Genomic DNA, 1,318 nt, shown 5'->3' with positions numbered 1-1,318 from the left:
GTTGAAGCGTCCCGGGTTTTCCGGAGGCTCCGATTTATGAGAAGGAGCTTTCGTTATGAGCAGAACCCGGAACAAATTTTCACCTGAGATCCGCGAGCGTGCGGTCCGCATGGTTGGCGAACATCGTGCCGATTACGGTTCGGAGTGGGAAACAATGTCTTCGATAGCGACCAAGATTGGTTGCACTGCCGAGACGCTGCGCCGCTGGTGCCGTGAGGAGGCGAGCCGACGAGCGGGGCCAGCGGCGCTTGCCGCAGATGAGAAGGCCCGGATCAAGGCTCTCGAACGCGAAGTGAAGGAACTGTGCCGAGCCAACGAAATCCTCCGCAAAGCGTCCGCATATTTTGCGATGGCAGAGCTCGACCGCCGCGAGAGATGATGATGGCGTTCATAGACGCCCATCGCCAGGACCTGGGTATCGAGCGGATCTGCCGAGAGCTGGCAATCGCCTCGTCTTCCTATCACGAACATGCTGCACGCCTGGCTGATCCGTCCAGGCGACCAGAGCGTGCGCGACGGGATGAAGAAATCTGCCGTCAGATCAAGCGCGTCTACGAGGATAGCCACAGCCTCTACGGATCGCGCAAGGTTTGGCACCAGCTACGGCGCTAAGGTATTGCGGTTGCCAAGTGCACCGTAGAGCGCCTCATGCGCAGCATGGGGCTTGCCCCGGCATACGACGGGGCAAGAAGACGGTGACCACCGTCAGTGATCCCAAGGCACCGTGCCCGTTGGACAAGGTCAATCGGGAGTTCCGCGTCTCGCGGCCCAATGCCTTGTGGGTGGTCGATTTTACGTCCACACTTGGGTCGGCTTCGTCTATGTCGCCTTCGTGATCGATGCCTATGCGCGCCGGATCGTGGGCTGGAAGGTCATCGTCGGCTACGGCCGGCTTTGTCCTCGATGCCCTGGAGCTGCCATCCATGCTCGCAGGCCCGGCCCTGACGATGGCCTGATCCATCACAGCGACAGGGGTGTTCAATATCCCGCCATGAACTACACACAGCGCCTTACAGAAGCCAATCTTGTGCCCTCAGTCGGGAGCGCGGGCGATTCCTATGACAACGCCTTGGCCGAGACGATCAACGGCCTCTACAAGGCCGAGGTCATCTGGCGCCAGCGCTCCTGGCCAAGCGCATCCGCGGTGGAGATGGCGACATTCGCTGGGTGGATTGGTTCAACAACCATCGCCTCTTCGGCCCTATCGGCTATATCCCGCCTGCCGAGGCCGAAGCGAACTACTATGCGACCCTCGAAACCCTCGATATGGTCGCCTGACTCAAGCCAAACTGCCTCCGGAAAACCCGGAACGCTTCAG

Annotated in this window: 1 protein-coding gene, 2 pseudogenes and 1 other annotated feature; all 3 genes and pseudogenes read left to right on the top strand. The window is 60.4% G+C overall.

Annotation, left to right across the window (positions count from 1 at the left end; genetic code table 11):
* Positions 1 to 55: 55 nt before the first annotated feature.
* Positions 56 to 256, top strand: a pseudogene (locus NN5_RS27430) (transposase); the annotation flags it as partial.
* Positions 257 to 336: 80 nt separating this feature from the next.
* Positions 337 to 451: a sequence feature (AL1L pseudoknot), on the top strand.
* Positions 382 to 612: an IS3 family transposase gene (locus tag NN5_RS27395; protein ID WP_373280358.1), complete on the top strand. Its 231-nt coding sequence runs from the start codon at positions 382 to 384 to the stop codon at positions 610 to 612. Its footprint overlaps the feature before it by 70 nt.
* 112 nt (positions 613 to 724) lie before the next feature.
* A pseudogene (locus NN5_RS27390) lies at positions 725 to 994 on the top strand (hypothetical protein); the annotation flags it as partial.
* Between the last annotated feature and the right edge of the window lie 324 nt (positions 995 to 1,318).

The sequence above is a fragment of the Novosphingobium naphthalenivorans NBRC 102051 genome (assembly GCF_001590985.1).
In the GTDB taxonomy this organism is placed as follows: Bacteria; Pseudomonadota; Alphaproteobacteria; order Sphingomonadales; family Sphingomonadaceae; genus Novosphingobium; species Novosphingobium naphthalenivorans.
The sequence above is the reverse complement of the archived record's forward strand: the minus strand, read 5'-3'. Positions and strand labels throughout refer to the sequence as shown.